At 58.8% G+C, this 24159-nt stretch carries 22 protein-coding genes; 14 read left to right on the top strand and 8 right to left on the bottom strand.

The window, feature by feature from the left end; translation table 11 throughout:
* Positions 1-47 precede the first annotated feature (47 nt).
* The 3 genes from MHM85_RS05745 (at position 48) to MHM85_RS05735 (ending at position 3262) form a co-directional block, all read left to right on the top strand.
* The gene (locus MHM85_RS05745; RefSeq protein ID WP_239285380.1) at positions 48-956 is read left to right on the top strand and encodes a LysR family transcriptional regulator; all 909 of its coding nucleotides are present in this window, start codon (positions 48-50) and stop codon (positions 954-956) included.
* Positions 957-1023: 67 nt separating this feature from the next.
* Positions 1024-1647: a peptide-methionine (S)-S-oxide reductase MsrA gene (gene msrA / locus MHM85_RS05740; protein ID WP_219861473.1), complete on the top strand. Its 624-nt coding sequence runs from the start codon at positions 1024-1026 to the stop codon at positions 1645-1647.
* 232 nt (positions 1648-1879) lie between these two features.
* Positions 1880-3262 (top strand): NAD-dependent succinate-semialdehyde dehydrogenase, encoded by a 1383-nt coding sequence (locus tag MHM85_RS05735; RefSeq protein WP_219861476.1) that lies wholly within the window; start codon positions 1880-1882, stop codon positions 3260-3262.
* Between the two features lie 112 nt (positions 3263-3374).
* On the opposite strand, the gene MHM85_RS05730 is transcribed toward MHM85_RS05735, so the two are convergent.
* The 6 genes from MHM85_RS05730 to MHM85_RS05700 all read right to left on the bottom strand — a co-directional run bounded on the left by MHM85_RS05730 (position 3375) and on the right by MHM85_RS05700 (position 11653).
* Positions 3375-3851: a phosphatidylglycerophosphatase A gene (locus MHM85_RS05730; RefSeq protein WP_139526581.1), complete on the bottom strand. Its 477-nt coding sequence runs from the start codon at positions 3849-3851 to the stop codon at positions 3375-3377.
* Complete coding sequence (locus tag MHM85_RS05725) at positions 3851-4582, bottom strand: tellurite resistance TerB family protein (RefSeq protein WP_219861478.1); 732 nt, start codon at positions 4580-4582, stop codon at positions 3851-3853. Before MHM85_RS05725 ends, MHM85_RS05730 begins: the two co-directional genes overlap by 1 nt.
* 109 nt (positions 4583-4691) lie before the next feature.
* Entirely contained in the window at positions 4692-7295 is a 2604-nt protein-coding gene (locus MHM85_RS05720; protein WP_219861480.1) for an SMC family ATPase, read from the bottom strand.
* Entirely contained in the window at positions 7292-8440 is a 1149-nt protein-coding gene (locus MHM85_RS05715) for an exonuclease SbcCD subunit D (RefSeq protein ID WP_139526578.1), read from the bottom strand. The genes MHM85_RS05720 and MHM85_RS05715 overlap by 4 nt, the downstream gene beginning before the upstream one ends.
* Positions 8441-8501: 61 nt before the next feature.
* Complete coding sequence (gene nadE / locus MHM85_RS05710; RefSeq protein ID WP_343218325.1) at positions 8502-9824, bottom strand: ammonia-dependent NAD(+) synthetase; 1323 nt, start codon at positions 9822-9824, stop codon at positions 8502-8504.
* 185 nt (positions 9825-10009) lie between these two features.
* Complete coding sequence (locus tag MHM85_RS05700; RefSeq protein WP_343218327.1) at positions 10010-11653, bottom strand: DASS family sodium-coupled anion symporter; 1644 nt, start codon at positions 11651-11653, stop codon at positions 10010-10012.
* Between the two features lie 261 nt (positions 11654-11914).
* Here MHM85_RS05700 and MHM85_RS05695 point away from each other — a divergent pair, with 261 nt between their 5' ends.
* Together MHM85_RS05695 and MHM85_RS05690 are read left to right on the top strand one after the other, a co-directional pair.
* A complete protein-coding gene (locus tag MHM85_RS05695; RefSeq protein ID WP_239285384.1) occupies positions 11915-12508 on the top strand; it encodes a CDP-alcohol phosphatidyltransferase family protein in 594 nt (197 codons plus the stop codon).
* A 574-nt stretch (positions 12509-13082) separates the two neighbouring features.
* Positions 13083-13394: a hypothetical protein gene (locus tag MHM85_RS05690; protein ID WP_239285386.1), complete on the top strand. Its 312-nt coding sequence runs from the start codon at positions 13083-13085 to the stop codon at positions 13392-13394.
* 74 nt (positions 13395-13468) lie between these two features.
* Here the strand turns inward: MHM85_RS05690 and MHM85_RS05685 are convergent, their stop codons facing one another.
* Positions 13469-13798: a hypothetical protein gene (locus MHM85_RS05685; protein WP_239285388.1), complete on the bottom strand. Its 330-nt coding sequence runs from the start codon at positions 13796-13798 to the stop codon at positions 13469-13471.
* A gap of 235 nt (positions 13799-14033) precedes the next feature.
* On the opposite strand from MHM85_RS05685, the gene sstT reads away from it, so the two are divergent.
* The 9 genes from sstT (at position 14034) to MHM85_RS05640 (ending at position 22193) form a co-directional block, all read left to right on the top strand.
* The gene (sstT, locus tag MHM85_RS05680; RefSeq protein ID WP_239285390.1) at positions 14034-15251 is read left to right on the top strand and encodes a serine/threonine transporter SstT; all 1218 of its coding nucleotides are present in this window, start codon (positions 14034-14036) and stop codon (positions 15249-15251) included.
* Positions 15252-15330: 79 nt separating this feature from the next.
* On the top strand, positions 15331-15861 hold the full coding sequence (locus tag MHM85_RS05675; RefSeq protein ID WP_139526572.1) for an XRE family transcriptional regulator: 531 nt from the start codon (positions 15331-15333) through the stop codon (positions 15859-15861).
* Positions 15858-16598, top strand: coding sequence for an AzlC family ABC transporter permease (locus MHM85_RS05670; protein WP_139526571.1), 741 nt, complete (start codon positions 15858-15860; stop codon positions 16596-16598). Before MHM85_RS05675 ends, MHM85_RS05670 begins: the two co-directional genes overlap by 4 nt.
* The gene (locus tag MHM85_RS05665) at positions 16595-16930 is read left to right on the top strand and encodes an AzlD domain-containing protein (protein WP_153842636.1); all 336 of its coding nucleotides are present in this window, start codon (positions 16595-16597) and stop codon (positions 16928-16930) included. The genes MHM85_RS05670 and MHM85_RS05665 overlap by 4 nt, the downstream gene beginning before the upstream one ends.
* Before the next feature lie 151 nt (positions 16931-17081).
* Positions 17082-18542 (top strand): MDR family MFS transporter, encoded by a 1461-nt coding sequence (locus tag MHM85_RS05660; protein WP_239285392.1) that lies wholly within the window; start codon positions 17082-17084, stop codon positions 18540-18542.
* Positions 18539-19519 (top strand): iron-siderophore ABC transporter substrate-binding protein, encoded by a 981-nt coding sequence (locus MHM85_RS05655; RefSeq protein ID WP_239285394.1) that lies wholly within the window; start codon positions 18539-18541, stop codon positions 19517-19519. Before MHM85_RS05660 ends, MHM85_RS05655 begins: the two co-directional genes overlap by 4 nt.
* On the top strand, positions 19509-20513 hold the full coding sequence (locus MHM85_RS05650; protein ID WP_239285396.1) for an iron ABC transporter permease: 1005 nt from the start codon (positions 19509-19511) through the stop codon (positions 20511-20513). The genes MHM85_RS05655 and MHM85_RS05650 overlap by 11 nt, the downstream gene beginning before the upstream one ends.
* Positions 20510-21541 (top strand): iron ABC transporter permease, encoded by a 1032-nt coding sequence (locus MHM85_RS05645; protein WP_239285398.1) that lies wholly within the window; start codon positions 20510-20512, stop codon positions 21539-21541. Before MHM85_RS05650 ends, MHM85_RS05645 begins: the two co-directional genes overlap by 4 nt.
* A 28-nt stretch (positions 21542-21569) precedes the next feature.
* Complete coding sequence (locus MHM85_RS05640) at positions 21570-22193, top strand: RraA family protein (RefSeq protein WP_239285400.1); 624 nt, start codon at positions 21570-21572, stop codon at positions 22191-22193.
* 53 nt (positions 22194-22246) lie between these two features.
* Here MHM85_RS05640 and MHM85_RS05635 read toward each other — a convergent pair whose 3' ends face one another.
* On the bottom strand, positions 22247-24154 hold the full coding sequence (locus MHM85_RS05635; RefSeq protein WP_239285402.1) for an IucA/IucC family protein: 1908 nt from the start codon (positions 24152-24154) through the stop codon (positions 22247-22249).
* Positions 24155-24159 lie beyond the last annotated feature (5 nt).

The following is a 24159-nucleotide window of genomic DNA, read 5'->3' as shown; positions in this document are numbered from 1 at the left end:
CCAAGATATAAGATTCACTAATAACACACCAGGGTAGGTTCATCACCATGCAGGAGTACGCCACGCTGCGGGCCTTTGTGGCCGTTGCCCACACCGGTAGCGTCTCGCGGGCGGCCGAGCAGCTCCACCTGACTCAGCCCGCCGTCAGCCTAAAGTTGAAGCAGCTACAGCAGCATCTAGGCTTAACGCTCTTTACCCGCCGCCCGCAGGGGTTAACCCTCACCGCTGACGGCTATGCACTCCTACCCACTGCAGAAAATGCGCTGGCCAGCGCGCTCGCCTTCGAGCAGACCGCCAGCGCTTTGCACAGCACCCTGCGTGGCAAGCTGCGCATTGGCACCATCGTCGACCCAGAGTTCATCCGCCTTGGCGACTTTCTCAGCCGCTTGATGGCCCGCGCGCCCCAGCTGGAAACCGAACTTCACCACGGCATGAGCGGCAATGTTTTGAGTAAGGTGGAACAGGGGGAGTTGGACGTAGGCTTCTTTCTCGCCACGCCCGGTGAAGGCACCGCCCGTCCAGCCCTTGATTGGCGCGAATTGACCCACTTTCATTATCACGTCGTCGCCCCGCCAGGCTGGGAAGCCAAGCTCGTCGATACCCGCTGGGAGACGCTTGCCCAGTTACCCTGGATCGTCACGCCCACCGTGTCGGCGCACTCCCGGCTACTCGAACGGGCGTTGGCCGACAGCGGCGCGATACCGCGCCGCGTTGCCCAAGTCGACCAGGAGGCCTGTATGTTGGATTTGGTCAGAGCGGGTGTGGGGCTAAGCTTGGCGCGCGACGCGCTGGCCATGGCCGAACGGCAGGAGAGCGGTTTGACAGTGGCGGATAACGTTCGCTTGCCCTGCGCGCTCAGCCTGATTTGGCGCAGCGACCGCGCTACCGAACCCACCATAAAAGCCGCACTGGATACCCTCGATACGGTGTGGCCTCAGCGTGGTCGGTCGCGTTAAGAACGCGGAACCTCTCGATACTAATGGGCTCAATACCGAGCATCGATTCGTCACTGGAGTGTCAGACATGTACCGATTTTCCTCTTTTCGTCCGTTGACGCTCTGCATAATGGCCGCCGCTGGCCTGGCAAGCGCACCGCTCCAGGCGCAATCCAATAGCGAGGCAACGTTTGCTGGCGGCTGTTTCTGGTGCATGGAGCCGCCCTACGACAAGCAGCCGGGTGTCAGCGCCACCACCTCCGGCTATATGGGCGGCGAGCTGGACAACCCCACCTACGAACAGGTCTCCCGGGGCGGCACCGGCCACATAGAAGTCGTCAACATCGAGTACGACGACAGCCAGATCAGCTACGAACAGCTACTGGAGATTTTCTGGCGCAATATCGATCCCTTCGCCGTCAACCGCCAGTTTTGCGATAGCGGCGATCAATACCGCTCGGCCATCTTCTACAGCAACGAGGAGGAGCAGGCGTTAGCGGAAGCCTCGAAAGCCGAGATGGAAGCGAGGTTCGATCAAGAGATCACGACCGAGATCCTGCCGGCCAGCGAGTTTTGGCGCGCCGAGGAGTACCATCAGGATTACTACGAGAAAAACCCGCTCCGCTACAAGTTTTACCGCCTGAGCTGCGGCCGAGATGACCGTTTAGAAGAAGTATGGGGCGAAGAGGCAGGCGGTCCTACTTTTGAGTAATCACGCCCTGTGACCTTTAAAAGCGCCAAGTCGGTTTATCTGTCTTGGCGCTTTTTTATGGAACCATTGTCTACCCGTCTTGCCCCAACGAGGGTGTCACGACATGCCTGATGATTCATTTGGGCAAAACGCCATTTATCTACTAAGGTAGAAATTCAGCATTAATAGACCAGTCGGCTAAAGGACTGCTCTACCTGATCGAACGCCCGTTGATCTAAAGATAGGAGATCTTATGAGCAACACCATCTCGACAGTCAATCCGACCACCGGCGAAACGCTTGAGACCTACACGCTGATGGATGAAAGCCAGGCCAAGCAGATCGTCGAGGCCAGCCATGAGGCGTTTCTGGATTGGCGGCTCAAGCCGCTAGAGCACCGCGCCAAGGTCGTCAAAGCCATTGGCGAAGCGATGAAGGCGCATAAAGACGAGCTTGCCGACCTAATGGTCAAAGAGATGGGCAAGCTGCCCTCACAGGCGCGCCAGGAAGTGGATCTGTGTGTCGGCATCTGTGATTATACCGCCGAGCACGGACCCACCAAGCTCGCCGACGAAGAGCGCAAGCCCGGCAACGGCGAGCGCGGAATCGTCACCTACTCCCCGATGGGCGTGATTTACGGCATTCAGCCGTGGAACTTCCCTGCGTATCAAGTCGTGCGCTACTCCATCGCCAACATCATGGCGGGCAACAGCGTGCTGCTAAAACACGCAGAGAACGTTACGGGTAGCGGGCTGCTGCTGGAGAAAATCTACCGCGAAGCGGGCCTGCCGGAAAACGTCTTCCGCACGCTGGTGATTTCTCACGATGTCTCCGACACGGTGATTGCCCACAAAGCCGTGCGTGGCGTCACCTTGACCGGCAGCGACGGCGCTGGTCGAAAAGTGGCCGCCAAAGCCGCCGAGCATCTGAAAAAGACGGTACTGGAGCTGGGCTCCAACGATGCCTACCTGGTACTGGACGATGCCGACCTTGATGTCGCGGTCGACACCTGCGTGACCGGTCGCGTCTTCAACGGCGGCCAAACCTGCGTGGCTGCCAAACGCTTTGTGGTCACCGAAAAGAACTACGAAACATTCAAAGAGCGCTACGTAGCGCGCATGAAGGATTTGAAAGCGGGCGACCCAACCAAAGAAAATAGCGACCTAGGCCCGATGGCCCGCGTCGATCTTCGCGACGACCTTCACGAGCAGGTGGAAGAGAGCGTGCGTAAAGGCGCGACAATCCTCTGCGGCGGCGAAAAACCAGAAGGCAAAGGGGCGTTCTACCCGGTCACCGTGCTGGATAACGTCACCCCTGGACAGCCTGCCTACGACGATGAGCTGTTTGGCCCGGTCGCTGCGTTGATTCGTGCCAAAGACGATGAAGACGCTATGCGCATTGCCAACGACAGTCGCTACGGCTTGGGCGGCGGCATCATCTCCAAAGACGTGAAGCGCGCCACCGAGCTTGCCAGCCAGTATTTCGACACCGGCATGGTGTTCATCAACGGCTTCGGTGTCGCCACGCCGGAAATGCCGTTTGGCGGCGTGAAGGATTCAGGCTATGGGCGTGAGCACGGCGGCTTTGGGATGCACGAGTTCGTCAACGCCAAATCGGTGATCGTGGTGCAAAGCTAGCACCGTAAGCCCATCGGCTCACGATGGGCAACCCCATAAAAACGCCGCAGTGTCGTTTTCACGACCTGCGGCGTTTTCGTGGCCCGCCTTGTTTGCAGCCTCTTTTACAGTATCAGGCGATTTGCCGCCGACGCTGCCAGAGCGTTAGCAGCAGCGCGACCACCAGCCAGCTCACCAGCGCGGCAATGACGTCATCCAACACGATACCGAACCCGCCGCTCACGTATTCTGCCAAATGAATGGGCGGCGGTTTCAATCCATCGAAGAAGCGGTAGACGCCAAACGCCAATGCCAGTACCAGCGGATGGCGGGCGGCTTTTAGCCCCAGCACCGCGAGCGGAAAAGCGACGTACTCATCGGCGACGATGCTGCCATGGTCCAGGCCATCATAATGCCACGCAGCGATATGACAGACCGGCACGGCCGCTATCAGCATCAGCGCGATGATGACCGCCTGCTGCCCCGTTGGGCGGCCCAAGAGCCACCACGCCAGCGGCAGGCCAATCAGTGACCCAAAGGTACCCGGCGCAACGGGCGCTAGCCCCAACCCAAAGCCAGTGGCTAGCCAGAAGTTGAGCGTATCGAGCATTAGCCAGCCTGCTGCGCCTGACGCTCGAGCTCTGCCGCCATCTCAGGCGTTAGGTTTAGCGCACTGGCGAGTTGATCCAACCAGGCGCGCTCCATGGGGTTTTGGTCGTCGATCACGGCGACGCTGATCAAATACATTTCGCGAGCGGCCTGGGGAGAGTCCGCTTCACGGGCCAATGCCTGGGCGTCCAGCGGGGCTTTTAGCTGCTGTTCGACCCAGCGGTGCATCTCCTCATCCGCGCCGAGGGCATCGATCTGATCGGTAATCAGCGCCTGCTCCTGCTCGTCGATATGGCCATCCGCCCGGGCGGCCATGATCATGGCCTGCAGCAGCTCCAAGCTGCGGCGCTCTTGAACCTCGCCGCTCAACACCTCGACACGCTCGCCTTCCGAGGAGGATTGGGTCCCAGCCCCCTTCTTCTCCTTCTCCTGAGTACTTTGCCACGCCTTCCAGGCCAGTACGCCGACTCCCGCAATGGCACCATATTTGAGCGCTTTGCCGCCCATGCTGCGGCCACGCTTCGAGCCCACCAGCATGCCCAGGGCACCACCGCCCAGCAGGCTTTTCATGTCGAAACCGCTGGAACCGCTGCGTTGCGTGCCTTGGCTGCCATTGCCGCCCAGCTGGCGGGAGAGGCCATCGATCACGCCTTTGACATCCATGCCGCCGCTACTGCCCTTGCTGCCGCTGGCCTGACTCATCAACTGCTGAAGAATTTTGCTTGCGTTCATCCTTGCACTCCTCAATGGATACTCATTCGACGGGTCGAACGCGGGTCGTTTAATGTTCGTTATAGCGCATGCTACATGAATACAGCATGAATCGATCCTGCACTCGCACTTAGCCCAGCGCCCCTTTTACCGCGACCGAACTGCCATGACGGCTAGCGCTCACCTCGATGCGCACTGGCATCTGCTCTTTGAGTTCGCTGACGTGGGAAATGATCCCTATCGTTCGCCCGCTCATTTGTAGTTCGCTCAACATGGCGATGGCTTGATCCAGCGCGTCTTGGTCCAGACTGCCAAACCCCTCGTCGATGAACAGCGTATCCAGTTGAATCCCCCCCGCGTAGGCCTGGACCACATCGGAAAGCCCTAGGGCCAACGACAGCGCGGCCATGAACGATTCCCCACCGGAGAGCGTGGCCACCGGACGGTTCTTGCCAGTGTAAGTATCGGCCACGTCGAGTTCGAGCCCTGAGGCTTTATTGCCTTTGGAAGGATCTTCCCGGCGCACGAGCTGATAGCGCCCGCGGCTCATTCGCACCAGACGTTCGGAGGCTTGGATCAGCACATCGTCCAGCAGCACGCCCAGCACGAAGCGCTGCAGGCTAATGCGGTGACCGGTGCGGCCGTTGGCGACCTCGCTGAGCGTTCCCCAAAGCTGATACTGCTCCTCCAGCGCTGCCTCGGCGCGGCGTGCCTCCGCCAAGCGCTGCTGGGTACTCGTAAGCTGATCGACGCGTGCCGCCAAGCGCTGATACGTTTGGCGGCACGCCGCTTCGTGAGACTTGGCCGCTTCGGCGTGGGTCTCCAAGGCAGCAACGTCGGGGGGCGTTTTGCCTTCCAGCAGCGGCTCGCTGGCCTCGAGCTGCCCCTCCAATTTGGCGAGCTCCCGCTGAAAACGCGCGACGCTTTCACTCAGGCGCTGCTGTTCCGACGCCTCTAGGCGGGCAGCGGTAAACGCCGCTTCGTCTCTGAAGGGGCTGGCCTGCAGCGCTGCTTGCCACTCGGTTCGAGCGGTGCCTAACGTGTGCTGCGCCTCGGTTTGGCGCTGGGTGGCCTCGGTTAGCGTGGTTTGTGCTTGAGTGAGCGCCATATGAGCCGTTTGGGCCTGGGCCTGGGCCGTTTTCCAGGTCCGTTCGCAGGTGTCGATCTCGCGGTTCACAGAGGCTAACGACGCGTTCACGCTCTCCAGCGACACGCTATCGCCCAACTGCTCGCGAAGCCGTTGGCAACGTTCGTCGAGGTGGTGAGACTGCTGCTCCAAGCCCTGGGCATGCTGCTGGGCACTCACCCAGGCCTGGCGAGCGTGCTCGTAAACATTGCGTGCCTGCTTCATCTCCGCTTGCGTCACCAGCGCTTGGGAGGGAGTGGCGGGAGCCGGATGCTCACGGCTGCCGCACACCGGGCAGGGCTGGCCGCTGTCCAACCGCTGGGCCAGCAGCGCCGCCTGGCCCTGGTGCCAGCGCATCTCTTGCTCGATGGCGTGCTGCTCTTGGCGGGTGGCCTCTTGCTGCGTCTGCTCTAACGTCTCGAGCGCTTGGGCGACCTGTTGGGCAAGGGTGGCGCGCTGCCCTTCCAGCGTGGCCAGCTCCTGACACGTAGCGAGGGATTGCTCCCACTCATACGCTTGACGCTGCAGCGCGGGCACCCGCTCATGCTGGGCATTGGCCTCCGCCAGTGCCGCCTGGGCCTGCTGATGGGCGGCCTGTCGAGGGGCTATGGCCTGCTGGGCGGCCTGGCATTCGCTCTCGGCGGCAGCGGCGTTTTTCTCGGCGCTTTGCAGCGCGTAAAACGGCGTAGCGAGCGCTTGGGTTTGTTCGTGCCGGTGCAGCTGCGCTTGGGCGTGCTGAATCGCGGGCTGCTGCTCCAATAGGGCCGCTTTTGCCTTGACCAGCGTGGCGTGCTGCTCGAACTGGCGGGCCAGCGCCGTGCCCGCCTGGGCGGTCGCCACGGCCTGCTCGCGCTGCTCGGTGGCGGCCGCCAGCGCCTGTTTGGCGGCGTGATGATCCGGGTCGAGCGCGGCGAGCGCTTCCTGTAGCGCGGCCTCGCTCTCGACATCGCTGGCCGACAGGATGCCCTGCACCCGCTGGCGGTGGTCGTTCACCTCACGGACGATCTGCTTGGCCCGATCCAGCAGGCGCTGCTCGATACGCTGAAAAATTTCGGTTTGAAACAGCTGGGCAAAAATCTCTTCGCGCTCTTTCGAGCCCGCCAGCAGCAGCTCGCGAAATTTACCCTGGGGAAGCACCATGACTTGGCGAAACTGACGCGCATCCAAGCCCAGCAACTGCTGCAGCTGGACGTTGGCATCGGTGATCTTTCGTGCCACCAAGCATTCGTCCTCCTCGCCCTTGGGAGTAACTCGCCATAATTGAGCTTCCGCCGCTTGCGTGGTCGTGCCTTCGCCGCTGGCTTTGGGGCGCTCCTGCTGCGGCACTCGGCGCACTCGATAAATGGCATCTCGTAGACGGAACGTCAGCGTCACTTCGGTCAGCAGGGTCGCGGGCGCTTGGTCGCAGCGCATTTGGCCAGCGTCGCGCTCGTTGCCGGTGGTTTGGCCGTACAAGGCAAAACACATCGCATCGAGGATCGAGCTTTTACCCGCCCCGGTGGGGCCGTTGATCAGAAACAGCGGGCTTCTACCCAGCGCGGTGAAGTCGATGGCCTCAGTACTCGCAAAGGGGCCAAAGGCCTGCATGGTGAGTGTCAACGGCGTCATGCTTGGCCCTCTTGCTCACGGCTGAGGGTGGTGATCAGCTCGCTCATGGCGCGGGCCTGCTCGTCGCTCATCGGCTCACCGCTGGCTTGGGTGAAAAAGTCGCTGAACATATCCAGCGCGCTGAACTGCAGCCGCTCGCGGTCTAGCTGCTGGCGCCCTTTTGCTTCCAGCATGCCGGGCTTCTCCAGGTGCAGCACGTTGGGGTAGACCTCCCGCAGTTTGCCCATGGGGTCGAGAATGGCATGGCGGTCGGTGAGGCGCACCAGCAAGTAGTCATCGGCGTAGGGATCGCTGGCGCCTTGGGCCAGCAGCTGCGTCAGCTCGCCTTCCAGTACGCGTACGTCACGACGGGGTAGCAGCGGATGATGCTCGATCTGGGTGACACCTTCGCTGCCCACCTCGACGAGGGTGACGCCTTTACGCTGAGTGGCTTCGGAAAAGCTGTACTTCAGCAGCGAGCCGCTGTAGCGAATGTGCTCGCCACCGCGAGTTTGCGGGCCGTGAAGATGGCCAAGCGCCACGTAGTCGAAACGCTGCATGGGCTCCCAAGCCACGCTCTCCGCCCCGCCCAGGGTGAGCGGGCGCTCGGAGTCGCTGGCGGTGCCGCCATCGACAAAGCAGTGGCTCATGAGCATCGTCGGGCGGCCCGGCTGGCGCTGCGCCTCGATGCGCTCCAGCAGGTAGCGGTGGGCGCCGTCGAAGTCGCGCACGTCCACGCCAAACGCGCTGCGCACGTACTCTGGATCGGCGTAGGGGATGCCGAACACATCCAACGTGTCACCGCCCATCGTTAGCGTGACCGGCTGATCGCAGGTGGCCAGGTCGGTGAGGATATGCAGCCCGGCCTGACGCAAATGGCGGGCGCCAAATCCCAAGCGCTCGGCACCGTCGTGGTTACCGGAAATCATGATGACCGGCAGGCTGCGCTTCTCGCACAGCTCGACCAATATCTCATCCAGCAGCGTGACCGCCGCAGCGGGTGGCACCGAGCGGTCGTAAATATCGCCTGCGACCAGCACGGCATCCACCTGCTCGCGGTCGATGATCGCCAGCAGCTGCTGCAACACATGGCGCTGGTCTTCTAGCAGGGAGAGATTATGGAATAGCCGCCCCAAATGCCAATCGGCGGTGTGAAGTAATCGCATGACGCACTCGATACAGAAACGTTAGCTGCATCATAACAACCTCACACCGCGACGCTAGCGCTCAGGGGGTGATGGGCAGGTGCCGTTTATGCGCTGAGCGCTGATACGTTTGTATCATCGTGGCACGCGCTTCCTCGCTTACCTGTTTACCCGTCAAGAAAGCATCGATATCTGCGTAGCTAACGCCAAGTGCCTCCTCATCGGCTAGCTGGGGTTTCAGAGTCTCTAGATCAGCCGTGGGCTGCTTCTCTACCAGCGCTTCGGGCGCGCCTAGCACCGCACCTAATTGGCGTACCTGGGCTTTAGTCAGACCGGTTAATGGAGCGATATCGCAGGCCCCATCGCCATATTTGGTAAAAAAGCCCATGAGCGCCTCCGCCGCCTGATCGGTTCCCACGACCAGCCCCGCGTTAGCCCCTGCGACAGCATATTGAGCCAACATACGTTGACGCGCTTTGATATTGCCCAGGACAAAATCGCGTTGCTGCGCATCGGTAAAGCCCAGCCCACCTGCTTCAAGCGAAGCCAACATTGCATCGCTCGCGGCCTGGATATTCACACTCAGCACGCTATCGGGTTTGATGAATGCCAACGCCTGCTGGGCGTCTGCTTCATCGTGCTGAGTATCGTAGGGTAAACGCATCGCATAGAAGTGGGCTGACACACCCTCTTGGCGAGCTTTTTCTACCGCCAACTGCGCCAAGCGCCCTGCTACAGTGGAGTCGACCCCGCCACTGATACCCAACACCAAGCTCTTTTGCCCAGAGTTTAGGAGTTGGCGATAGAGAAACATCACACGGCGCTCGACTTCTTGCTGCGGATCGATGGCGGGCACGACCCGCAACGCGGTTTGAATATGGGCTTGATGGGCTTGATGAGCGACGGCGCTGACCTCTCCCTCTACCACTGCAGCGTGGTGAGTCATTAAGCGCTTCAAAGCGTAGTGGGCCGCCGCTAAACGCACTTCGTTACGGTCACCTGAAAAATGCCGTGTCTCTGCGATGAGATAAATCTGCTGCTCGTACCGAAACGCCCAGGCAAAGCATACCGTTCCTACGGGAATGCCATCGTGGGGCTCTGGGCCAGCGATACCGGTATTGGCTATCGCAACATTGGCATCATTGTTAGTGAGTGCCCCCACGGCCATTTCTTTGGATGTCGCCTCGCTGGTCAAACCACAACGCTCAAGGGTTTGAGCGCTTACCGAAAGATAACGCTGCTTAGCCTCTGGCGAGTACACGGCAAGGCCGCAATCCATCGATTGGCCACTGCCTGGCACCCGCGCCAGTTCCGACGCAATCAGTCCTGCCGTACAGGATTCGGCAGTAGCGAGCTTAAGTGAGTAGTCTTGTAAATAATCGCGAACTTGTCTCAGCAGTTCCATTGCGGGTCTCCTTGAAGGGTGCATCCGTACAGGTGGGGTTACTAAAGCCACTATAGATAATCACTCTGGTTTGTCGAAAACCCTCCTCGTCGTCTTAAGGTCATCTTTCGCGCCGTAACCCGCATACACAAAGCCCCCATCGCAAGGATGAGGGCTTTGTGCTAGTGACATAAAATTAACCTAGATTAATCTCTAAACGCATCCGGGTAGGTGGTGAGATCCACGCCCCACAGCATCGGCAGCAGGAAGTAGACCGCGGCCACGATCAACAGCATCGCAATGATGTTGAGCCAGAAACCGTTGCGCACCATCTCGATGATTTTGATTTTACCCGTGGCGAAGATGATCGCATTGGGCGGGGTGCCTACCGGTAGCATGAAGGCGCAGTTGGCCGCCATGGCCGCTGGCACCATCAGCACGAACGGATGAATATCGAGCGCCAGCGCCAATGAGGCTAGCACCGGCAAAATCATCGTCGCTGTGGCCGTGTTGGAGGTGATCTCGGTCAAAAATAGCACCATGCCTGTCGCCAGCAAAATGACCAGCAGGAAGTTGACGCCTTCTAGCACGCTCATTTGGCCGCCAATCCATGAAGCCAGACCCGATGAGCCAAAACCTGCGGCAATCGCCAAGCCGCCGCCGAACAGCAGCAAAATGCCCCACGGCACGTCTTTGGCTACGTCCCACCCCAACAGGCAGCCACCTTTATTGGGCGAAGGAATCAGAAACAGCGCCACGGCAGCAGTGATCGCAATCATGGTGTCGTTAATGCCTGGAATATTGAAGATCTGTCCCTGCCAAAGAAACGAGCGGGTAATCCAGAAGAACGCGGCAAACAGGAACACACCGAGCACCGCCTTCTCTTCGAAGGTGATGCTACCCAGCGCTTCTTTCTCTTTTCGAATCAGCGCCCGGCCGCCCGGCAATTTGGCGAGCTTGATCGGATAAATGAAGCGCGTCAGCATTACCCAGCCAATCAACAGCAGCGTCACTACCACCGGGAAGGCAAACATCAGCCAGCCCGCGAACGAAATCTCGACACCGAACAGCTCGTTCACGATCGCCGCCAGGATAATGTTCGGCGGCGTGCCGATCAGCGTGCCTAAACCACCAATGGTGCCACCATACCCCACGCCGAAAATGAGCGCCTTGCTGAATTTATCGATTTCGTCGCTGTGGTCACCTTCGGTTTTATTCAGTTCCTGGGTGACTTGATAGACAATCGCAGTGCCAATAGGCAGCATCATCATCACAGCGGCGGTATTGGACACCCACATGGACAAGAAGCCCGTCGCCGCCATGAAACCAAACACGATGCTGTTGATGCTAGTACCGAGCACGGAGATGATCGACAGCGCAATGCGTTTATGTAGATCCCACTTCTCCATCGCCAGGGCGATCATAAAGCCGCCCAGGAACAGGAAAATAATCGGGTTGCCGTAGGCCGCCGTAACGGCGTTGCTCTCCAACGCCCCGGTAATGGGTAGGAGAATAATCGGCAGCAGAGAAGTGACAGGAATCGGGATGGCTTCAGTAATCCACCACACCGCTACCCACAAGGTAGTGGCCAGGACCATCCGGCCTTCGAAGCTAAGATCAGCCGGGTGGAAAAACATCACTACCATTGCAAACAGCAATGGCCCCAGCACCAAGCCGATTTTCTGCGCTCGGTTATACGCAGGAGGACGGGGTGAGTGGCCGCTGCTGCCTTGTGTACCATTAGCCTCGCTGCGGGATGAGGAGCCACCGGTACTTGAGGTAGGCAACGCACCCATCAGAAGGTTTTTGACTTGATCGTGGGAGTGCCAAAGCTGATCCCACAGCGTCATCGTAGCAGTTCTGCGCATTATTAACGTACCGCTCGCAGTCAGGGTGAACGAAAGGGCTCAACACGGGGCAGGCCCTACGGCATTTTTACCAGCGCCGCTGGCGTTTGTGGTGCCCTTTATTCACTGCAATAAGCCTTTAGTCCAGCGAATTGGCTGTTATTACAACCAAAGTCTAAACACTTTAGTCTTAATCATTAGCCGCTACTAACATTAAACCCAGTCCCCTTTTACGGAGATATCATCGTATTAGACCGCTTTACCATGCCGCTGACCCAGCGACCGCTTCTCGCGCTTGCTGACATCCTGCATCGTCAAAAAATTACCGCTGATCAAGTCACGCTAGCGGCCTTCATCGTGGGGCTCAGCGCCTTGCCGCTACTGGCATTCGAACAGTACGGGTGGGCGTTGGCTGCAATCGTGCTCAATCGTGTGGGAGATGGGGTAGATGGTGCCTTGGCCCGGCTGAATAATCAGCAAAGCGACGCGGGCGGCTTTCTAGACATTGGGCTTGATTTTGTCTTTTATGCGTCGGTAGTGCTCGGCTTTGCGCTGGCCGACCCTGCGCAGAATGCGCTGCCCGCTGCGCTGCTGCTCTTTGCGTTCATTGGTACCGGCACATCGTTTTTGGCCTTCGCCATCGCCGCCAAGGCACGGCAGATAGAACGGCCCAGCTTTCCTAAAAAAGCCTTTTACTATTTAGAAGGCTTGACCGAGGGCACCGAAACGGTCGCGGCGTTCGTGTTGTTCTGTTTGTTCCCCACGGCGTTTCCCTTGTTGGCTTGCCTGTTCGCTGCTGCGTGCTTGATCACCACCATCACGCGGCTCTGGGGTGGCTACTGGACACTGCGTTCATGACCCGATCATGTCATCATCGTTAACATTTTGTATAGCTTTTATGAACTCCTTTTCGGTGCCGCTGGTCTATGCTGTGGGTATGAGTTCATCGCGCTCGTCAGGGCATGAAACTTGGCGCAGCTGTACTCTCTGAGGGGGGATCGACCACATTACCGACCGTTTGGGAGGTTGCATGATCCGTCAACACATCTACCAGGGCACCCAGCCTGGCAGCCGAGAGCATCTTGAGAAATTTCTTATGGAACAAAAGCATAGTCGTGCAAAAGCAAAACAACCTGACGTAGTGACCGTTGCCACCGTGTCATTCTTCACAGGCTGTTTGGTCACTTTGCTAGCCACTATGACGCTCTAATGATAGACGCTGAGCGCTCCATCACAGCGAAAATCCCCACACAAAATGTGGGGATTTTTTATGGCTTTTGATCCATGTGAATTTTTGCAGACAGTCGAAAACGGTGATTGATTCTCACCAATCTCTGTATTACTCTCGAAGAGTACAAGACGCGTACAAATAGCGTTTCGACACTTACGCTGCTATTTCGAGCAGCCAATGGCATTCACAAGGAGTCGTGGCATGCATACCCATTCTCTGGTCGATATCTCGCAGGCGGGCCTTGAACTGGCCATTCAAGAAATCAAGGAAGAGATGTTCGATACACCGCAGTGTGACTACACCATTGCCAAACTGCTGAGCCATTGTGGCCAGTTTGAGGCGGCTGAGCGCCATATTGATGACATGTTGTTGAAATGGGGCGCTTCTCCCGATGTGCTCGCCCTTACCGAACAGGCTTATGCCGACATGGCACGTTTCAGCGTCGATCAAACGGCTAACGCCTTGTCAGCAGCCAACCGCCCCTCCGTGGCACAAGCCAGCGCCGCTGCTTGAAGTGTTTGAACGCTCGTCCCTAACGAGCGATGCGAACGGCCTGCCGCTCTTCGAGTGGCAGGCCGTTTTTATGATTAGTCTAAATGCTCTAGCGTCACCACGATATCTTGGGTAGAAACATCGACGTTCCAGAAGGTATAGCTGTCATCGTCCTCGTCGACCAAGCGAATATCGAATAAGGGACTTTTATACCCCGTTAGCGTCACGCGCTGGGTATCCCCATTCATCAACACGTCGCTGCCCAGCACGTCCTCCTCCCAACTTTTCGAATCCGCCGGGCTCACGTACATATAGTAAATGGTGTAGCCAGTACGGTTGGTGATATCGATGTAGTAGTCGGCCGCCATGACGAGCGACGAGCTGCACATCATCAGCAGTGCAGCAAACAACACTTTCATACGCATGAAACGTTCCTTCTTCTTCTTTTGGGATAGGCGGGAAGTAGCACTAAAGCCACGCTGCGACGATGCCCCGCAGCAAGCGAAGTATAGTCTGGCGCTCATCTCTGTGACAGCGAGTGCCGATTTTTGGCACCCCCACCCCAGAGAAGCCCTCAACTGATAGAATGCTGCCCCTTTCAGGCGCGGTGGCGCTTACCGCCGCATCGCTTCCCCCTTTTTACTACCTGAGAGTCACGCAATGTTTGCCACCGCTACCACTGTTTTTCGACCCTTGTTACGGCTGGGGCTTATTCCTCAAATCGTCATCGGTATTGTCGCTGGGGTGCTGTTGGCCCTACTCGTACCCGACATAGCCAGCGATGTAGCGCTTCTCGGGCAGCTTTTCATTGCCGCGCTGCAAGCCGTGGCGCCTATTTTGGTCTTCGTACTGGTGGCGGCGGCCATTGCCGCCCATCAGGCGGGCCAGCCGACCCATATTCGCTCGGTGCTCTTACTCTACGTCGCAGGTACGCTGATTGCCGCGTTGATTGCCGTAGCCGCAAGCTTCGCACTTCCCACGGAGCTGGCCTTGGATGCGGGACAAGTCGACGGCAACCCGCCGAGCGATATTTTCACCGTGCTGCGTGACTTACTGCTCAACGCGGTGGCGAACCCTGTGACGGCTCTGATGGACGCCAATTTCATCGCCATTCTGGCCTGGGCCATTGGTTTGGGGTTGACACTTCGCCAGGCCAGCGACACGACTCGCCAAGCGCTGAGCGATTTATCCGCCGCCATTACGCGTATCGTCACCCTGGTGATTCGCCTGGCCCCCCTGGGTATTTTCGGCTTAGTGGCCGGTACACTCGCGGAGTCTGGCGTTCAGGCACTGCTGAACTACGCCCAGCTATTGGGGGTGATCGTTGGCTGTATGCTGTTCGTTGCGCTAGTAAGTAACCCACTATTGGTCTACTTGGCTACCCGCCAAAATCCTTACCCGCTGGTGTTTGCCTGCCTGCGGGGCAGCGCCATTACGGCGTTTTTCACTCGCAGCTCGGCGGCCAACATTCCGGTCAACCTGGAACTTTGCCGCCGTTTGGACCTGGATGCCGACACCTACGCGATCTCTATTCCATTAGGTGCCACCATCAATATGTGCGGGGCGGCGATCACCATTACCGTGATTACGCTGGCGACTACGCACACCCTGGGAATTAGCGTGGATTTCCCCACCGCGCTGCTGCTCTGCATCGTATCGGCTCTGGCGGCCTGCGGTGTGTCTGGCGTGGCGGGCGGTTCGTTGATGCTGATTCCCATGGCCGCCAGCCTGTTCGGCATTCCGACCGAAGTGGCCATGCAGGCCGTCGCCATTGGCTTTGTGATTAGCGTGGTGCAAGACTCTACCGAAACGGCGCTCAACTCCTCCACCGATGTTCTGTTTACCGCCGCCGCCTGTCGAGCGCGTAAGCCTGATTAACGCTCCTTTGTGGCTCGTCGATTGACATATCGCTGTTCCTTATATAGAACGTTCTATAAAAGGAACAGCGAGGACGTCCATGGACGAGCACTCTCTTGTTACGCTAGGCCAACACCTCCAAGCGCTTCGTAAAGCGCAGGATTTATCGCTCTCGCAACTTGCCAACGCGGCGGGCATCGCGAAATCCAACCTATGCCGCTTAGAGCAAGGCAATGGCAACCCGACGCTCGACACGATCTGGCGGCTGGCCGTCCAACTCAACGTTCCGTTTGGCACCCTAGTTGCACCGATTAGCGTGCCGCTCGGCGAGGATGGCGTGCAGGTACAGTTGATTGACCAAGGTAAAGGCGCACCACAGGTAGATGCCTACTGGATGCGCTGCGCGCCCCACACCCTGCGCCACGCCGAGGCCCACACACCGGGCACCCAAGAGACGCTGACGCTGATCAGCGGCTATTTGGAAGCCGGACCAGAAGGCGCAACGCTCTCGCTCGCTCCCGGCGATAGCGTCACTTTCCCCGCCGATCAGCCACACCTTTACCGCACTCAGGCGGCAGAAGCCACTCTGCTGCTCACCGTCACCTACGGGCTAGAGGGCACCCGCTCATGAGCCAGCCAGCCGATCACACCGTTAACGCCCAGCACTCATCGCTGCGCTCTGCCTTACAGGGTGTGCGTGAAGCCATTCCGCTACTAGGCGGCTATATTCCAGTCGCGCTCTCGTTTGGTTTGGTCGCGACGCAGGCCGGTTTTACCACCTGGGAAGCCGCCGCCATTTCAGCACTGATCTATGCGGGTGCGTCGCAGTTTCTGTTCGTGGGCATGATTGCCGCGGGCGCACCGCTGTGGCTGGTGGTCATCATGACGCTGCTCATCAACGTGCGCCACGTGGTGTACGGCCCCAATTTGGCCGCGCTGCTGCCCCGCAGCCGCCACTGGCCTTGGTTGATGCACGGCCTGACCGACCAAGTCTTTGCCTTGGCACTCACACGGCTACCCCAGCTACCGGAAGTCAAGCGGTTCAGTTGGTTCGTGGGTGCCTCGCTGCTGGCGTGGGCGGTGTGGATCATCGGTACCATCGTCGGCGCGTCCGGCGGCGAGGCGGTCACCGCCCGCTGGCCGCTGCTGGGGGAGATCATGCCCTTCGCCCTTCCAGCCCTATTTCTTACCATGGTGGCACCGCGCTTTACCGACCAGCGCTGGGCCGCCGCCATGCTGTGTACCATCCTTGCCGCGCTGGCCTTGAACTTGGCCGGGTGGAGCAATGTCGCGATTCCGCTGGCCGCCGCCTGCGGCGCGCTGTGCTTTTATACGGTCACGTTCCAACCACGGAGGAGCCGCCCATGAGCAGCACCATGTGGATCGCCGTCATTATCTGCGCACTCGGCACGTTGCTGATGCGAGTGGTGCCCTTTTTATGGATGCAGCGCCGTCTTGGTAGCGCAGCGGGCATGAATGCCATGCCCCAATGGCTGGTGATTCTGGGCCCGATGATGATTGCCGCCGTGTTGGGCGTCTCGATCGTACCGGTCAACCCCAACGCCATCTCTTGGCTCGCCACAGCGATAGGCCTTGGCGTCACGCTATTGGTGTGGCGACGCCTGCGCTCACTGGGCTGGCCGGTGGCCGCCGGGGTGGCGATGTTTGGTGCAGTAGAGGTAGCGGCTGCTCTCCTTTGAGAGCGCGGCGACTGACGCACCCCCGCCCAATCACAACTGATAACTATTTGCATTAAATACCTTTAACATGGCATCATCCCCCTCTGGCTAAGGCGTCATAGCAGCACGTCTGCTTTGCCATATCCCCATGACATCTCAGAAAGCGGGTTTCATGCCGAACGCGACCTCCAACGGCAAAAAAGTGCTGATCAGCGTGCTACTGGGCACCTTTACCGTCAGCCTCAATAACAGCGCTCTTAACCTAGCCGTCGCTGACCTCATGGTGACGTTTAACGCTAGCGCCACCGAGGTCAGCTGGGTGGTGACCATCTTTATGATTGCCATGGCGATGACAATGCCGCTAACGGGCTATTTAGCGGGCAGATGGGGGCGAAAAACGGTTTACCTCGTGGGCCTGTGCGGTTTTTTGGCCGGCTCGGGGCTGGGTGCCTTAGCGCCACATCTCAATGGCATCATCGTAGCCCGAGGCGTGCAAGGAATCGCCGCTGGCTTGATGATTCCGCTGTCTCTGTCGTTGATTTTTTCTGCTTACCCGCGCGAACAGCGGGGACGTGCCAGCGGTGTATGGGGCTTTGCCGTGATGATGGCGCCCGCCATCGGACCAACGGTGGGAGGGCTACTGCTGGAGGTCAGCCACTGGCGCGCCCTGTTTTTGATGAATATGCCCTTCGCGATCCTAGGGCTGATATGCGGTTACCGTTATTTATCCGCCGACTCGCGGCCGCCTCGACGCCAGTTTGACTTACCGGGCTTTTGTCTCATCACGCTGGGTATCGGGGGCGTACTGCTGTCTCTCAACGGCGTTGAAACGTTATCAGACCTGTTGCGTCCCGCTACTCTCGTACCGCTCCTGCTAGGTGCCATCGCGTTAACGCTTTTCATACGCGTCGAGCGACAGCAGGCTCAGCCGCTACTCGACCTGTCACTGTTTCACCACCCTCGCTTTCGCTACAGCGTGCTGCTCGCCTGTTTGCAATCGATCATCCTGTTTGGATGCATCTTGTTAATCCCTCTGTGGATGCAGAACACGCTGGGCTTTAGCCCGCTGACGACAGGCCTCGTGTTTATCGCCACTGCGCTGGCTGCCGCTGCCTGTTCACCCATTGCAGGCCGCTGTATCGACCGGGCACCCCCTCAATGGTGTATTGGTTTAGGCCTGATTGCCACGGTCATCAGCTTGATAGGCCTCGGCACGCTGAGCGGGGCGACCTCCGTTTGGATCATCGCAGCCTGGATGGGGCTTCGCGGCATGGGGTTGGGGTTCGCTTACTTACCAGCGACCACGGTGGGCATGAAAGATCTTCCTGAGCAGCAGGTGGCCCAGGCCTCGGCCATGAACAACATGGCGCGTCGACTCGTCTCCTCACTCGGGGTGGTCGCCCTATCGGTCTACTACGACATGAGTGTTCGCGCCTCCCTGGAGCTGGGCATTGCCTACTCCGAGGCCAGTGCCTCTGCCCTGCATGTGGCCTTTTTTGTCTTGGCGGGTATCGCGCTGGCATGTCTCCCTCTGGCGTGGATGCTGGGGCGCACAGGTGCCTCGTTGAACATGGCGATACCTTCCTCCTCAAACGGCCAGCCGCAAACGTCGCTTCAAGGAAGAGCCAAATGATCCCCTTTCAAACGCACCGAATCACATGGCGACCTTCATGGGGGAAGACGCTGCTGAGCGTTGCCTTCGTCGTGAGCTTGATGGGCGCTACCTGTGCCGCCCAACCCCTTAGGAGCCAAACACACTCCGTTGAACGCGTCGTAACGCTTTACCAAGGAGCCACCGATAGCGCCGTCGCCTTGGGGATCACTCCCATTGGCGTGGTGGACTCATGGTTGGAAAAACCCATGTATCGCTACCTACGCGACGAATTAAACGACGTGCCGCACGTGGGCCTGGAAACACAGCCAAACTTGGAAAAAATCGCTTGGCTGAACCCTGATGTCATCGTGGCCACGGATTTTCGTCATCAGAGAATACGGCCGTTGCTGACAGCCATTGCCCCCACTGCCACGGCCGATAACGTTTATGATTTCAAAGAGACGCTGACCCTGGTGGCTGATGCCACAGGACGCGAGGAAGCAGCCAATGCGTTACTGCGCGATTGGGCGATACGGGTCGACGACTTTCACCGACAGATAGCAGACGCGCTCGGAGACGCGTGGCCGCAAAAAGTCGCGGTGATCCGCTTCAAAAGTGATCACCTGCGTATCTACTCGGGCGGCTTTGCAGGCTATATTCTCGACGAGCTAGGGTTCGAACAACCCGACACCTTGAACACGCACGGGTGGGGCATGAAGCTTTCCAGCACGGAGAACATCCCTATGTTGGATGCCGATGTCATTTTCGTGCTGCTGGAGCCGGACCCCGCCATTCTCGATAACTACCAGCACTGGTCGTCCCACCCTTTGTGGCAGCAGCTAGAGGCCGTCGAACATCAGCGGGTATTCGAAGTCGACCCCGTCAACTGGATGATGGGCGGCGGTATACTCGCCGCCAATGCCATGCTCGATGACCTGTATCGCCACTATGGTCTTGAAGGCCTCGAGCTAGGTGATGCGCTTGCTAGCCGCCAGGAGACGCAGGATGCTAGATAGCCACCTCGCTAAAAGTCTCGGGCTGCTGTTTGGGGTGGTGGTGACCTGGAGCGCATTTTTAACCAGCACGCTATCAGGAACGACCGATATTGCGTGGCACGCGCTGTGGTCAACCTTACATCACTATGATCCCGGCAATGTCGCACACATCATCCTCATCACCGAGCGTCTACCGCGGGCGATCATCGCAGCGTTAGTGGGTGCGAGCCTCGCCATTGCCGGGGCTCTGATGCAAACCATCACACGCAACCCGCTGGCCTCACCTAGTATCCTAGGCATCAACGCGGGGGCCATGTTTTTTGTCGTGGTGGCCGTGTCTTTACTGCCGCTTTCAGCGCCTGCCCACTATGTCTGGGCGGCGCTTTTCGGTGCATCGGTGGCGGCGCTCTTAGTCATTCTGCTCAGTAGAGGACGACGCGGAGAGCTATCGCCGCTGCGCGTCGTACTGGCCGGGGTGGCCGTGACGGCCATGTTCGTCGCCTTTAGCCAGGGGCTCCTAGTGATCGATCAGCAAAGCTTCGAAAGCGTGCTCTACTGGCTGGCAGGCTCGGTATCTGGGCGAGAACTTGCGCTGGTGGCTCCTTTATTACCGCTATTTGGCGCAGCGCTCCTGCTCTGCACCCTGCTGGTCCGTCATGCCAATGCGCTCTTGTTAGGCGATGACATGGCAACAGGTCTGGGGTTACAGGCCACCACGATCAAACTGCTGCTTGGGCTCGTCGTGATCGTATTGGCGGGTAGTTCCGTGGCCTTGTCAGGGATGATCGGGTTCGTAGGGTTGATCGTTCCTCACATGGCGAGGAGTCTGTTTGGTATCGATCACCGCTGGCTGTTGCCCGCCTGCGCGCTACTGGGCGCCAGCCTTCTATTGCTGGCAGATGTGGCGTCGCGATTTTTAATTGCTCCCCAGGAGATCCCTGTAGGCGTGATGACCGCTTTGCTAGGGACGCCTTTCTTCATTTATCTGGCGCGACGCAACATGGCAGCCCAATGACATCGCATATTTCAAACTCCTTTATCTCTTCTGAACAGCGCCATGACGATCGGTCGCTGCTCACGGTCGTCGGTTTGGCCGTTTTGCTGTTTGCCAGCGCGGGCGTATCGCTGAGCTTGGGGAGCTTTCCTACCGCGTTCGTGGACGTTGTGAAGGCGTTAGCAGCGCCGCATAGTAGCGACATTGCGTTTATCGTTTGGGAGTTACGCCTACCGAGAATCGTGCTGGCAATGTTGGTGGGTAGCGCCTTGGCGATGGCAGGTGCTCTCTTGCAGGGTATCGTGCGTAATCCCCTGGCGTCTCCTGACGTCATCGGCATCACGAGCGGTGCCGCCCTTGCGGCGGTTCTATTTTTAGCACTGCTTAGCAGCATTTTTAGCATTCATTGGCTGCCACTCTTTGCCATGTTGGGTGCCCTGGTATCGACCTTGCTGGTCTTTACACTCGCTTGGAAAAATGGGCTGCACCCGTCACGTATGGTACTCGTGGGCATTGGTTTGGCCGCGGCCATGGGCGCAGGCACCACGCTTTTAATCGTCATTAGCAGCGACGCTGCGGCCATGTCGGCCTACGTCTGGCTCACCGGCAGTTTGTATGCAGCCCAGTGGCGGGACGTCTATGGCTTACTGCCGTGGCTGGTGGTGACCACACCGGTATGTTTGGCCTTCGCCCGCCATGCAGATGCCATGGCGCTGGGGGATCAGGTGGCACAAGGGCTAGGCGTCGCGGTGATACGTAGCCGAGTCATCCTACTGGCCTGTGCTGTGGTGTTGGCAGGCGCTGCGGTGGCCTATGCAGGGGCCATCAGTTTCGTGGGCTTACTAGCACCGCATATCGCGTCTAAATTCGTGGGACGCCATATGGCACGCCTTCTTCCCGTATCAGCGCTGGTCGGGGCACTGATCGTCCTATATGCCGATTTGCTGGGCCGGGTCGCTTTTCTTCCCAAAGACCTGCCCGCAGGCATTTTCGTGGCCGGCATCGGCGCGCCCTTCTTCGTTTATTTACTGCACCGCACGCGCTATTAGCGCGCTCGAGGTAAACACAGAGAGTCCCATGTTCCATGTCCTTCCCCGTCAAGAAAACATCACCCCCCAGCAGCGGCAACGATTCGAGGACATTGCCACCTCGACACTCGGACATTTTACCGATATCGGAGCCATCGCGACCCTGCTACCACTCAAGCGCCCTGTTCGGCTTTTAGGCACGGCCCTCACGGTACGCATTCCCCATGTGGATGGCAGCATCATCCGTGAGGCGCTGATCATGGCACGCCCAGGCGACGTGCTGGTGATCGACGTCGGCAGCGATGTTCAACGTGCCTGCTGGGGGGAGTTTCGCGCTTACGCCGCCTTACAAAAGAGCTTGGCGGGCGTGGTGACGAATGGACCGGTCACCGACTGGGCCCATCTTTCTCAGCTGCCGCTCCCCACCTTTGCACGGGGAACAAGCCCGTTAACCACCCGGGCACTCTCGCTAGAGGGTGAAATCAATACGCCCGTCACAATCGAGGGGTGTGTCATAACCCCAGGAGATCTGGTCATCGGAGATGACGATGGGCTCTTCGTGGTGCCCCCTCACCGCGCAGAGGCGCTAGCGAGCGCTGCAGAGGAAAAGCAGACGCAGGAGGACGAGAAGCGGCGAGCGCTGAAAGCAAACCATCCCGCTTGGTTTTGCTAATTCGGCATATTGATTGAATAGCCGCCTAGCGGATCTACTAGGCGGCTTTTGACTCAGTGCTCCGTGACCGCTTCCTGGTGGCGTTGCTGCTTCGAAACGATAACTTGGCGAAGCGGATTACAGGTGGCGCTGGTGCCGAAGGGCATACTGCCTGGCCCCCCCGCTCGCTCGATGATCGGTGAAATCAGGCGTTTATAGGGCCACTGCTCCTGCTCGAACAACTGCTTTAGCAGTCTATCCCGGTCGTGTTGGTCAAAAGCAACCTCATTCAGTTGGGCTCTCAACCGTATCGCCAACGTCTCCCATAGAGTGTGCGCCGAGACTCCGTAGTAGCCTACCAGCGCGTCGATGATGGCGCGTAGATTGACTTGAATGGCAAGGGTTTGCAGCCAAAACAGCAGGGCTTCCAGGCTATCGTGGTAAAGAGTATTGGAGTGACCTTGCTTGATGCGGTAGCACGGATCCTGCATCCCATGCTGTTCCAGCCGCTCAACGCAGATACGCAGCGAGTCATGATCGCGTAACAGCACGCCGTGGCACCGGCCTGATTTAAAGACCATGACCGCATTCTGCCCATGGACTTCTGCCAGCATCCCTAACCGAAACAGGCGTAGGTTGATCTCGAAGAAGCGGTCGCACAGCTCGCCGAAGAGAGCTTTCACGGATGATGCACTCGCTTGCCACTCCCGATCGGCTAACCAGTCATCGAACACATGGTGCTCACCACCCGGTAGTGGCGTTCCCAGCGTGGCCATGGGCACCAAACGCACGGTATCGTCTTCCAGTAACTCAGAGGGGTAGCTACGCACCATGGCCGACAGGTGACGAGGCGCTTCATCAAAGAGCGTTGCCCCTTGCGGCATATACGCCCACCACTTGCTTTCATCACATAGATAGAGGCCTTGCGCTAATCGAGCGTCGCGTGCCTTGGCCTGCTGCAGTAAGCGGGCACTGAGATCGCCATTGATCATTTTCACGGCCGGTAAATAGCGAGAAGCCCCCAGAGAGTAAATGGCCATGGGCAGTTTGAGAAAGTGCGGGCTGGCCGTCGTGGGCGCAAGCGACCGTAACGAGGAGGTGGCTAGCCAGGGTTCCGTGACGGTCGTGAGTGACACGCAGGCACCGGCTTCAAAGGCGTCTTGCAACCAATGGGGCAACGCATGCTCGTGCTGCCACGGATGTACCGGAAGGGCGGTATGCGTATGCGCCAGGCCTCGCTCGACCATCTCCTGCTCCAACATCCCAGCGCTGGTCTCGCTGGCGAGCCAGCGCACTGGCAGCGGCGTTTCTTCGTTGACACCGTCACCACTGAGCAAAGCGTTATTGTCGATGGCGACCCAGCGGAGTTCGATAGGCCGATTGAACTCCGCCATATAGGCGTGATACTCCTGATTATTCAACCCCTGCTTGGCTTTCGCCGTGGGGTGATAAGGGCGATCCAACAGCGATGCCCACTGCTCCATCACGGCAAAATGATCAGCCGTGGCAAGCGTGGGCAAATCCGCCGTTCTTACCTGATGCTTCACCGAGCTGGTCGCTTGCCAAAGCGTATCGGAGAGCGCCTGCAAAAACACCTCCTGCCCCTGGGTTAGGGCTGCGTCATCCCCGCCCCCGTTGGCAAAGAGGTAATGCATGAAGGACTCCGGTGACAAAGCGTGATGCTGACCTGCGGCATGGTCGACCAACACGACAGGCGTCTGCGGCACTTTCTCCCAAGCCTGTGTGATACCAGGCTGAAGCAGCATCGTGACATGCCAACCCGGCTTTACTGGCCAGCGCCAAAGACGCTGCGCGGGATCACGGGTAAAACCACCAAACAAGCCAGTCAGTGCTTTCTCGTCGTCACCGACGATGCTCCACTGCGCATCGAGCCCCTCTAGCAAGCCTTCTACCAAGCACCCATCGACCAAACATTGCAGAATCTGCTGTTGCGCATAGTGCTGAGCATTAACGAATGTCATGTGCC

The organism is Halomonas sp. McD50-4 (assembly GCF_022348135.1).
GTDB lineage: Bacteria > Pseudomonadota > Gammaproteobacteria > Pseudomonadales > Halomonadaceae > Vreelandella > Vreelandella piezotolerans.
The sequence above is the reverse complement of the archived record's forward strand: the minus strand, read 5'-3'. Positions and strand labels throughout refer to the sequence as shown.

What these genes read in the sequence shown, in the direction of transcription:
- MHM85_RS05745 (WP_239285380.1), top strand. Translation starts at nt 48, where the DNA reads ATGCAGGAGTACGCCACGCTGCGGGCCTTTGTGGCCGTTGCCCACACC.
- msrA (WP_219861473.1), top strand. Translation starts at nt 1,024, where the DNA reads ATGTACCGATTTTCCTCTTTTCGTCCGTTGACGCTCTGCATAATGGCC.
- MHM85_RS05735 (WP_219861476.1), top strand. Translation starts at nt 1,880, where the DNA reads ATGAGCAACACCATCTCGACAGTCAATCCGACCACCGGCGAAACGCTT.
- MHM85_RS05730 (WP_139526581.1), bottom strand. Translation starts at nt 3,851, where the DNA reads ATGCTCGATACGCTCAACTTCTGGCTAGCCACTGGCTTTGGGTTGGGG.
- MHM85_RS05725 (WP_219861478.1), bottom strand. Translation starts at nt 4,582, where the DNA reads ATGAACGCAAGCAAAATTCTTCAGCAGTTGATGAGTCAGGCCAGCGGC.
- MHM85_RS05720 (WP_219861480.1), bottom strand. Translation starts at nt 7,295, where the DNA reads ATGACGCCGTTGACACTCACCATGCAGGCCTTTGGCCCCTTTGCGAGT.
- MHM85_RS05715 (WP_139526578.1), bottom strand. Translation starts at nt 8,440, where the DNA reads ATGCGATTACTTCACACCGCCGATTGGCATTTGGGGCGGCTATTCCAT.
- nadE (WP_343218325.1), bottom strand. Translation starts at nt 9,824, where the DNA reads ATGGAACTGCTGAGACAAGTTCGCGATTATTTACAAGACTACTCACTT.
- MHM85_RS05700 (WP_343218327.1), bottom strand. Translation starts at nt 11,653, where the DNA reads ATGACGCTGTGGGATCAGCTTTGGCACTCCCACGATCAAGTCAAAAAC.
- MHM85_RS05695 (WP_239285384.1), top strand. Translation starts at nt 11,915, where the DNA reads ATGCCGCTGACCCAGCGACCGCTTCTCGCGCTTGCTGACATCCTGCAT.
- MHM85_RS05690 (WP_239285386.1), top strand. Translation starts at nt 13,083, where the DNA reads ATGCATACCCATTCTCTGGTCGATATCTCGCAGGCGGGCCTTGAACTG.
- MHM85_RS05685 (WP_239285388.1), bottom strand. Translation starts at nt 13,798, where the DNA reads ATGCGTATGAAAGTGTTGTTTGCTGCACTGCTGATGATGTGCAGCTCG.
- sstT (WP_239285390.1), top strand. Translation starts at nt 14,034, where the DNA reads ATGTTTGCCACCGCTACCACTGTTTTTCGACCCTTGTTACGGCTGGGG.
- MHM85_RS05675 (WP_139526572.1), top strand. Translation starts at nt 15,331, where the DNA reads ATGGACGAGCACTCTCTTGTTACGCTAGGCCAACACCTCCAAGCGCTT.
- MHM85_RS05670 (WP_139526571.1), top strand. Translation starts at nt 15,858, where the DNA reads ATGAGCCAGCCAGCCGATCACACCGTTAACGCCCAGCACTCATCGCTG.
- MHM85_RS05665 (WP_153842636.1), top strand. Translation starts at nt 16,595, where the DNA reads ATGAGCAGCACCATGTGGATCGCCGTCATTATCTGCGCACTCGGCACG.
- MHM85_RS05660 (WP_239285392.1), top strand. Translation starts at nt 17,082, where the DNA reads ATGCCGAACGCGACCTCCAACGGCAAAAAAGTGCTGATCAGCGTGCTA.
- MHM85_RS05655 (WP_239285394.1), top strand. Translation starts at nt 18,539, where the DNA reads ATGATCCCCTTTCAAACGCACCGAATCACATGGCGACCTTCATGGGGG.
- MHM85_RS05650 (WP_239285396.1), top strand. Translation starts at nt 19,509, where the DNA reads ATGCTAGATAGCCACCTCGCTAAAAGTCTCGGGCTGCTGTTTGGGGTG.
- MHM85_RS05645 (WP_239285398.1), top strand. Translation starts at nt 20,510, where the DNA reads ATGACATCGCATATTTCAAACTCCTTTATCTCTTCTGAACAGCGCCAT.
- MHM85_RS05640 (WP_239285400.1), top strand. Translation starts at nt 21,570, where the DNA reads ATGTTCCATGTCCTTCCCCGTCAAGAAAACATCACCCCCCAGCAGCGG.
- MHM85_RS05635 (WP_239285402.1), bottom strand. Translation starts at nt 24,154, where the DNA reads ATGACATTCGTTAATGCTCAGCACTATGCGCAACAGCAGATTCTGCAA.